The sequence below is a fragment of the Cupriavidus sp. FW305-3-2-15-C-LB2 genome (assembly GCF_058787575.1).
In genome coordinates this window covers 18,363-27,313 of the sequence record NZ_JBYSZW010000076.1, presented here as the reverse complement: position 1 = coordinate 27,313, position 8,951 = coordinate 18,363, and the positions used below count along the sequence as shown (strand labels likewise).

The following is an 8,951-nucleotide window of genomic DNA, read 5'->3' as shown; positions in this document are numbered from 1 at the left end:
CCGCCGTCGACGCGGATGTTCCTGGCCGAGCGGGTGGACACCAGGTCCTTGCCCGTATTGGGGTCGATGACGGTGCGCAGGGCTTCGGTGACCTGCTCAGTGCTGACGCTCAAGACAAACTCCGCTTCGATGATTTGGGGGGACTGGCGCATGATGGCCTGCGCCTAATGTATCAAAGTATGCAGCACCGGCCATGAACGCCGGAAATCCGCGCGCAATACCCTGCATAGGGTGTGGGATTACAGACATTTACAAATCTCACAAGCTTGCACTTGTGCGCGCGCCGCCATATCCATATTGTAGTGCGGTTGGACGGCCCGGTACGCCGGCACCGCAGGCGGTGCCCGGGCCGGCCGGGCCCGACGCGTACAAAGGGTTACCTGCCGCTAGCCTTGGCGTTACCATCGCGATGCGGTACCAAGAACATTTACGGGAACATCAGAAGGAGAAAGCATGAAGATCAAGCTCGTTACTGTCTCGCTCACCGCTGCCACGCTGCTGGCCGCAGGTTGCGCCACTGAACAGCAAACCCATACGGCAGTCGGCACCGGCGTGGGCGCCGCGGTCGGGGCCGGGCTTGGCAACCTGATCGGCGGCAATACCACCGGCACGCTGGTGGGCGCGGCAGTGGGCGGTGCCATCGGCGGCGCAACCGGCTACAACTGGAACGCCATCCGCGGCAAGCTGAACAAGGACACCGCGGGCACGGGCACCCAGATCACCGAGCAGCCGGATGGCACGCTCAAGGTCAACATCCCCAGCCAGGTTACCTTCGATACCGACAGCGCCACCATCAAGCCGTCGTTCCGCTCGGTGCTCGACCAGGTCGCGCAGACCCTGGGCCAGCACCAGGACGTGAGCGCCAACGTGGTGGGCCATACCGACAGCACCGGCAACCCCAACTACAACATGCAGCTGTCGCAGCGCCGCGCCCAGAGCGTGGCCGGCTACCTGGGTGATCGCGGCGTCGCACGCAACCGACTGACGGCCGAAGGGCGCGGGCAATCCCAGCCGGTTGCGGACAACGGCACTGAGGCCGGACGGGCACAAAATCGCCGCGTCGAAATTTTTTTGAAACCAATTCAAGGATGACCTAGTCATAGAAACAGGTGCCGCTTGCCACCGTTGCTGGCTCGCGATGGGTGGCTGACCTCCCGGGCGGTACCTGATTTCTCCTCCTTTTCCGTTGTGGAAAGCTGCGCCGGTTCTGACCGGCGCTTTTTTTTGGCCGAACGGATCCGTGGGTTTCGCCATTCCGCCATGCGGAACCGGCGCGCAGGCGCTGGCCAGTTGCTAAAATAGCCCCTTCCCGGCACGCGCCCTCCCTTCCTGGCTGGCGCCGTCCCCCTGATATTTCCCCGCTCCTGACCGGCTCCTGTTTATGACCGCACGTCGCATCCTCGTCACATCCGCCCTGCCTTATGCCAACGGCCAGATCCATATCGGCCACCTGGTGGAATACATCCAGACCGATATCTGGGTGCGTTTCCAGCGCATGATGGGCAACGAGGTCTACTACGTCGGCGCCGACGACACCCACGGCACGCCGGTCATGCTGCGCGCCGAGAAGGAAGGCATCACACCCAAGGCTCTGATAGACCGCGTCTGGACCGAGCACAAGCGCGACTTCGACAGCTTCCTGGTGTCGTTCGACAACTACTACAGCACCGACGCTGAAGAAAACCGCGAGCTGTGCGAAAAGATCTACCTGGCCCTGAAGGCCGAGGACCTGATCGCCGAGCGCGAGGTCGAACAGTTCTTCGACCCGGTCAAGAACATGTTCCTGCCGGACCGCTTCATCAAGGGCGAGTGCCCCAAGTGCGGCGCCAAGGACCAGTACGGCGACTCGTGCGAGGTCTGCGGCACCACCTATGTGCCGACCGACCTGAAGAACCCGTATTCGGTGGTGTCCGGCGCCACGCCGGTGCGCAAGTCGTCGGCCCATTACTTCTTCAAGCTGTCCGATCCGCGCTGCGAGACCTTCCTGCGCGAATGGGTGGCCGACCTGGCCCAGCCCGAGGCCGCCAACAAGATGCAGGAATGGCTGGGCGCCGAGGGCGAGGCCTCGACCCTGTCCGACTGGGACATCTCGCGGGATGCGCCCTACTTCGGCTTCGAGATCCCCGGCGCGCCCGGCAAGTACTTCTACGTGTGGCTGGACGCCCCGATCGGCTACTACGCCAGCTTCCAGAACCTGGCCGCGAAGAAGGGCATCGACTTCGACGCCTGGGTCGGCCCGCATTCGACCGCCGAGCAGTACCACTTCATCGGCAAGGACATCCTGTACTTCCACACGCTGTTCTGGCCGGCGATGCTGCGCTTCTCGGGCTACCGCACCCCGACCAATGTGTTCGCCCACGGCTTCCTGACCGTGGACGGCGCCAAGATGAGCAAGTCGCGCGGCACCTTCATCACCGCGCAGAGCTATGTCGACACCGGCATGAACCCGGAATGGCTGCGCTACTACTTCGCCGCCAAGCTCAACGCGAGCATGGAAGACCTCGACCTGAACCTCGATGACTTCATTGCGCGCGTGAACAGCGACCTGATCGGCAAGTACGTCAATATCGCCAGCCGCGCCGCGGGCTTCCTGGTCAAGCGTTTCGAAGGCAAGGTCGACGAGGCCGCGCTGGCCCACCCGCTGCTCGAACAGCTGCGCCAGGCCGCACCGCAGGTCGCCCACCTCTATGAAGCCCGCGAGTACAGCAAGGCGTTGCGCCTGGTGATGGAGCTGACCGATGCGGTCAACGCCTTCGTCGACACCGAGAAGCCGTGGGAACTGGCCAAGGACGAAAACAAGCGCGCGGCGCTGCATGCGGCGTGCTCGGTCTCGCTGGAAGCCTTCCGCCTGCTGACGGTCTACCTGAAGCCGGTGGTGCCGAACGTGGCTGCCGGCGTTGAGCGCTTCCTGAACGTCGAGCCGTTGGACTGGCGTGCCATCGACAAGCAGCTGTCGGCCGCCAGCCCGGTGCAGGCCTACCAGCACCTGATGACGCGCGTCGATGCCAAGCAGGTCGACGCGCTGCTGGCTGCCAACCGCGAATCGCTGCAGGCAACCGCGGCGCCGGCCGCCGCGGGCGCGGCGATCGAGCCGATCGCCGACACCATCACCATCGACGACTTCGCCAAGGTGGACCTGCGCGTCGCGAAGATCGTCGAATGCCAGAAGGTGGAAGGTTCGAACAAGCTGCTGCAGCTGACGCTGGATCTGGGCGAAGGCCGCACCCGCAATGTGTTCTCCGGCATCCAGTCGGCCTACACGCCGGAGCAGCTGGTCGGCAAGCTGACCGTGGTGGTGGCCAACCTGGCCCCGCGCAAGATGAAGTTCGGCGTGTCCGAAGGCATGGTGCTGGCTGCGTCTGCGGCGGATGAGAAGGCCACGCCGGGCCTGTATATCCTGGAACCGCACGAGGGCGCGGTGCCGGGCATGCGCATCGGCTGAAGCAGGGCACTCATTGCCGTTCCCCTCTCCCGCTGGCGGGAGAGGGCGGCAAACCCGCGGTAACGCCATGTTCCGCGCGTCCCATCGGTAGCGATCCAAGGCCAGCCGGGCCTCTGGATCGACCCGCCACACCGCCCGAGATTCTGCAATGCAGAACAGAACGGGCAGCACCCCTCCTCCCCCTCGCTCGCGCGCTATGCACGCGCGGCATGTCATACATGGTTCTGGCGCATCGCGCTTGTGACCCCTGGACGAGCCGCGTAGATTCCACCTCGCAGAATCACAAACCAAAAAACAGAAGCCGGCCACGCAACGCTGCTTGCGCGACGCCGCTTCGCATGGAAGGGGACATTTGTGAAGAAGCTCCTGATCGCCAATCGTGGCGAGATCGCGTTGCGCGTGCAGCGCGCCGCACGAGACCTTGGCATCGCCACCGTGGCGGTCTATGCCACCGACGACGATGCCAGCCGGCACCGCCTGCTGGCCGACGAAGCTGTCGCGCTGCAGGGCCAGGGGGCCGCTGCCTATCTCGACATTCCCGCCATCATCAGCGCAGCGCGCGCCACCGGCTGCGACGCCATCCACCCTGGCTATGGCTTTCTCAGCGAGCGCGCCGACTTTGCCAGCGCTTGCGCAGCCGCGGAGATCATCTTTGTCGGCCCCGAGCCCGAGCAGCTGGCCCTGTTCGGCGACAAGGGCCGCGCGCTGGCGCTGGCCGCGCGCTGCGGCATACCGGTGATGCCCGCCACCGCGGGCGGCGCCACGCTCGATGCGGTGACCGCATTCTTCGACGAACAGGACGGCGCCGGCGTGGTGCTCAAGGCGGTGGGCGGCGGCGGCGGGCGCGGCATGCGCGTGGTGCGCGAGCGCGACGCGCTGCCCGAAGCCTATGCGCGCTGCCGCTCCGAAGCACGCTCGGCCTTCGGCATCGATGCCATCTACGCCGAACGGCTGGTGGCCCGCGCGCGCCATATCGAAGTGCAGATCGCCGGCGACGGCCACCATGTGATCGCACTGGGCGAGCGTGACTGCACGCTGCAACGCCGCTTCCAGAAGGTGGTCGAGATCGCGCCCAGCCCGGCGCTCGATCCGGCGCTGCGCCGGCGCATTGTCGATGCCGCCTGCACGCTGGCGCGCGAAGCGCGCTACCGCAGCCTGGGCACGTTTGAATTCCTAGTCGAAGAGCCCGAGGACGGTGCGCGCCGCGATGGCGCGGCCCTGCCCTTTGTCTTTATCGAAGCCAACCCGCGCCTGCAGGTCGAGCACACCGTCACCGAGCAGGTCACCGGCGTGGACCTGGTGGCCGTGCAGCTGGGGCTGGCCGAAGGCCGGCGCCTGGCGGAACTGGGGCTGGACCCGCAGCACCCGCCGCGCGTGCGCGGCTATGCCATCCAGGTGCGCGTGAATGCCGAGGCCACCGACGCGCAAGGGCTGGCACGTCCGGCACAGGGGCGGCTGGAGCGTTTCGATCCGCCCACCGGGCCGGACGTGCGCGTCGACACCCACGGCTATACCGGCTATGCACCGTCCGCGCATTACGACACGCTGCTGGCCAAGCTGATCGTCACCTCGGCCAGCGACAACTTCGCTGACGCAGTGCGGCGCCTGCAGCGCGCGCTCGGGGAATTCAATATCGGCGGCATCGTCACCAACCTCGACCTGCTGCGGGCGCTGGCCGAGCGCGACGACTTTGCCAGCCAGCACGTGCATACGCGCTATATGGAAGCCGCGCTGCCCGCCCTGCTGGAACGCGCCGCGCAGATTGCGGCGCAGGACGCGGCGCGGCAGGCCCTCGCAGGAGGCAGCGCCCCCAGGGTGGCGGCACCATCCAGCACGGCAAGCTTCGAGGAGCGACTGGGCGAGGGCCTGTGCGCGGTGCGCGCGTCCATGAACGGACGCGTGATCGAACTGGCGCGCGAGAACGACCTGGTCAAGGCCGGCCAGACCGTGGCCGTGCTCGATGCGATGAAGATGGAACATGCCATCGTGGCCGAGCACGCGGGCCGCGTGATCGACCTGCGCACCGCTTCCGGCGAGCAAGTCGCCGAGGGCCAGGTCATGCTGGTGCTGGAGCCTGCCGACGCCGGCGCCCATGCCGATGGCGAGGCCGAGCACACCGACCCGTCGGCGATCCGCGCCGACCTGCAGCGCGTGCTCGACCGCCATGCCTTCCTGTACGACGCGGCCCGCCCCGAGGCCGTGGCACGCCGCCATGCGCGCGGCCAGCGCACCGCGCGCGAAAACGTCGACGACCTGTGCGATGCCGGCAGCTTCCGCGAATACGGCGGCCTGGCGCTGGCGGCACAGGCCAGCCGGCGCAGCGAGGCCGACCTGATCGCCAACACCCCTGCCGACGGGCTGATCACCGGCACCGGCGCCGTCAACGGCAGCCTGTTCGCACCGGAGCGCGCGCGCTGCGCGGTGCTGGCCTACGACGCCACCGTGCTGGCCGGCACCCAGGGCAAGCGCAACCATATCAAGACCGACCGCATCCTGGAGGTGGCGCTGCGGAACCGGCTGCCCACGGTGATCTTTGCCGAAGGCGGCGGCGGCCGCCCGGGCGACATCGACTTCCCCACCGTGGCCGGCCTGTACCAGCCTTCGTTCGCCGCCTTCGCCGAGCTCAGCGGCGAAGTGCCGGTGGTGGGCATCGCCTCCGGGCGCTGCTTTGCCGGCAATGCCGCGCTGCTGGGCTGTTGCGACCTGATCATCGCCACGCGCAACGCCAATATCGGCATGGCCGGCCCGGCCATGATCGAGGGCGGCGGCCTGGGCGTGTTCCGCCCCGAGGATATCGGCCCGGCCACGGTGCAGTACCACAACGGCGTGGTCGACCTGCTGGTCGACGATGAGGCCGACGCGGTGGCCGCGGCCAGGCATTACCTGTCGATGTTCCAGGGCCGTGTCGACGACTGGCAGGCGCCTGACACGCTGGCGCTGCGCCAGGTGGTGCCGGAAAACCGCCTGCGCGTCTACGACACGCGCGCCGCCATCGCCGGCCTGGCCGACGCGGGCAGCGTGCTGGAACTGCGCGCCGGCTTCGGCACCGGCATCCACACCGCGCTGGCGCGCATCGAAGGCCGGCCCGTCGGCATTCTCGCCAACAACCCGCGCCACCTCGGCGGCGCCATCGATGCCGACGCCGCCGACAAGGCCGCGCGCTTCATGCAGGTGTGCAATGCGCACGGGCTGCCGATCGTATCGCTGATCGACACGCCGGGCTTCATGGTGGGCCCGGAGGTCGAGGCCCGCGCCCAGGTGCGCCATGTGTCGCGCATGTTCGTCGCCGGCGCCAAGCTGCGCGTGCCGTTCCTGGCGGTGGTACTGCGCAAGGGCTACGGCCTGGGCGCGATGGCGATGGCCGCGGGCGGCTTCCGCGCGCCAACCTTCACGGTCTCGTGGCCAACCGGCGAATTCGGCGGCATGGGCCTGGAGGGCGCGGTGCGGCTGGGCTTCCGCAAGGAGCTGGAAGCGCTGCCGGCCGGCCCGCAGCGCGATGCGCTGTACCAACAGCTGGTGGCGCAGATGTACGAGCGCGGCCATGCCATCAACGCCGCTGCGGCATTGGAGCTGGACGCCGTGATCGACCCCGCCGCCACCCGCCAGTGGGTGGTCAGCGGGCTCGAGGCCGGTGCCGCCAATCCCCAGCGCCCGATGCGCACCTTCGTCGACGCCTGGTAGGCGCGGCGGCGGACAGAACCAGAGCGAAAGCAAGAGGAGACAGCAGATGAACGAACAGGCGTTCTTCGAGGACCTGGAAGCCCGGCATCGCAAGATCTGGCCCGCAGGCCTGCCCGACGCACCGGTCTACCCCCATGGCGAGGCCTCGCTGGGCGACTACCTGCGCGCGTGGGCGCGCAAGCGCCCGGACCACGCCGCGCTGGTCTGGTACGGCACCACCGTGACCTATGCCGAGCTCGACAACCTGTCCGAGCGCTGCGCCGCGCTGCTCAAGGGCCGCGGCGTGGGCGCGGGTGACCGGGTAGCGGTGATGATGGGCAACTGCCCGCAGTTCCACGTGGTCTTCTACGGCATCCTGAAGCTGGGCGCGGTCTATGTGCCGGTCAACCCGCTCTTCAAGGAACAGGAGCTGGTCTACGAACTGAACGATGCCGGCGCCACCACCGTCATCGTGCAGGACCAGCTTGCGCCGCTGCTGATGTCGGTGCGCGCGCAGACGCGGCTGCGCACCGTCTACACCACCAGTGCCGGCGCGATGTTGCCGGCACAGCCGGACCTGCCGCTGCCAGCGGGCCTCGACGCGCCCCCGCTGGCCGTGGAAGGCACCATCGACCTGCTGCAGGCACTGCGCGACACCGCGCCGGTCGCACTGCCCCCGGTCGACATGGACGCGCTGGCCGCACTGAACTACACCGGCGGCACCACCGGCCTGCCCAAGGGCTGCATGCACACGCAGCGCGACATGGTCTACACCGCGGCGGCTTCCTACGCGCTCACCGGCGGTGTCGATGCGGAACGGCTGGCAGAAGGCTCCGGCGACGTGATGCTGAACTTCCTGCCGATGTTCTGGATCGCGGGCGAGAACCTCGGGCTGATCTATCCGATCTTCAGCGGCGCGACCGTGGTGCTGCTGGCGCGCTGGGACCCGGTCGCGGTGATGGCCGCGATCGAGCGCTATCGCGTCAACCGCACCTTCGTGGTGGTCGACAACGCGGTCGAGCTGATGAACCACCCCGAATCCGGCCGCTACGACCTGCGTTCGCTGCAGCACACGCGCGCCGCATCGTTCATCCGCAAGATCACCCCCGACATCCGCCAGCGCTGGCATGCGCTGACCGGCAGCATCATTGCCGAAGGCGCCTGGGGCATGACCGAGACCCATACCAGCGACACCTTCACCACCGGCATGCAGGACGACGACATGGACCTGCGCGGCCGCCCGGTGTTTGTCGGCCTGCCGGTGCCGGGCACGCGCATCAAGATCTGCGACTTCGACACCGGCGCGGTGCTGCCGGTCGGCGCGGAAGGCGAGATCGTGGTCAGCACGCCGTCGCTGTTCAAGGGCTACTGGGGCCGCCCCGACATCGATGCCGAGGTATTCCGCGACGGCTGGTTCCGCACCGGCGATATCGGCGCCTATGACGAGGCCGGCTACCTGCATTTCCTGGGACGGCGCAAGGAGATGCTCAAGGTGCGCGGCATGAGCGTGTTCCCGTCCGAGCTGGAGGTGCTGCTGTCGCGTCATCCGGCGGTGCTGGGCTCGGCGGTGGTGGGCCGCCCCGACCCGGACAAGGGCCAGGTGCCGGTGGCCTTTATCCGCCTGCGCGCCGAGCACGCCGACGGCATCACTGCCGACACGCTGCATGCATGGTGCCGCGAGCAGATGGCGGTCTACAAGGTGCCCGAGATCCGCATCCTGCCCGAGTTCCCGCTGACCGCCACCGGCAAGGTGCGCAAGGTCGAGCTGCAGGCCTTGCTGGATACCGAGGCCGGCGGCTGAACGGGACCGCTGTCGGGTAGTACCGCCGTACCGGACGAGGACGCCGAG

The 8,951-nt window shown here is 67.9% G+C and carries 5 protein-coding genes; 4 read left to right on the top strand and 1 reads right to left on the bottom strand.

All coding sequences use genetic code 11. The features are described from left to right. The coding region (locus tag AC3WRR_RS33615) for an iron-sulfur cluster assembly protein (protein ID WP_492299334.1) at positions 1–113 on the bottom strand (113 nt) is incomplete at its 3' end. A 340-nt stretch (positions 114–453) separates the two neighbouring features. Between AC3WRR_RS33615 and AC3WRR_RS33610 the strand changes: the two genes are divergently transcribed. From AC3WRR_RS33610 to AC3WRR_RS33595, 4 genes are all read left to right on the top strand, one after another. Next, the gene (locus AC3WRR_RS33610; RefSeq protein WP_010813856.1) at positions 454–1,092 is read left to right on the top strand and encodes a YiaD family glycine zipper/OmpA-like lipoprotein; all 639 of its coding nucleotides are present in this window, start codon (positions 454–456) and stop codon (positions 1,090–1,092) included. Positions 1,093–1,381: 289 nt separating this feature from the next. Further along, a complete protein-coding gene (metG, locus tag AC3WRR_RS33605) occupies positions 1,382–3,442 on the top strand; it encodes a methionine--tRNA ligase (RefSeq protein WP_011615922.1) in 2,061 nt (686 codons plus the stop codon). A gap of 354 nt (positions 3,443–3,796) precedes the next feature. After that, positions 3,797–7,123 (top strand): acetyl-CoA carboxylase family protein, encoded by a 3,327-nt coding sequence (locus AC3WRR_RS33600; RefSeq protein ID WP_010814893.1) that lies wholly within the window; start codon positions 3,797–3,799, stop codon positions 7,121–7,123. A 46-nt stretch (positions 7,124–7,169) separates the two neighbouring features. Next, on the top strand, positions 7,170–8,903 hold the full coding sequence (locus AC3WRR_RS33595; protein WP_492299332.1) for an AMP-binding protein: 1,734 nt from the start codon (positions 7,170–7,172) through the stop codon (positions 8,901–8,903). The last annotated feature ends 48 nt before the right edge of the window (positions 8,904–8,951 follow it).

Excerpts from the sequence above, each read along its gene's own strand:
- AC3WRR_RS33595 (WP_492299332.1), top strand. The coding sequence starts at position 7,170 with ATGAACGAACAGGCGTTCTTCGAGGACCTGGAAGCCCGGCATCGCAAG.
- metG (WP_011615922.1), top strand. The coding sequence starts at position 1,382 with ATGACCGCACGTCGCATCCTCGTCACATCCGCCCTGCCTTATGCCAAC.
- AC3WRR_RS33610 (WP_010813856.1), top strand. The coding sequence starts at position 454 with ATGAAGATCAAGCTCGTTACTGTCTCGCTCACCGCTGCCACGCTGCTG.